The organism is Hungatella sp. SL.1.14, from assembly GCF_024460495.1.
Classification (GTDB): Bacteria; Bacillota; Clostridia; order Lachnospirales; family Lachnospiraceae; genus Hungatella; species Hungatella hathewayi.
The window spans coordinates 1-359 of the sequence record NZ_JANFYJ010000194.1 but is presented as its reverse complement, the minus strand read 5'-3'; the positions used below and the strand labels follow the sequence as shown (position 1 = coordinate 359).

Genomic DNA, 359 nt, shown 5'->3' with positions numbered 1-359 from the left:
CCAGCTTCCAGTTCATTCCGAAGATCAGATTCATACCGGCTCCCGATCCTGTTATATTTCCCATTATAAAGAACAGGCACGCGAAAAATGTAGCCATGCCGACAATGACCGCCGCCCCTTTTCCATAGTAATGGCGGATGGCATGAATCACCGGCATTCCCGTAAGCATGGAGATCCTGTATGTCGTCAGCATGAATGTGATGCCCATAAATGCAATGGGAACGACAAGCCATATCATTGAGTATCCATAGTTGGATCCCAACATCGCAGATGTGGTGATATTTCCGGGCCTGATTACAACCCCCGCCAGAATGATACCCGGACCAATACGTTTTAACAGTTCCAGAAATGATGCTTTT

General features: G+C 47.1%; 1 protein-coding gene. It reads right to left on the bottom strand.

What is annotated here, in order from left to right; translation table 11 throughout:
• On the bottom strand, window positions 1-359 hold a 359-nt coding region (locus NE473_RS30635), incomplete at both ends, for a divalent metal cation transporter (RefSeq protein WP_256265597.1).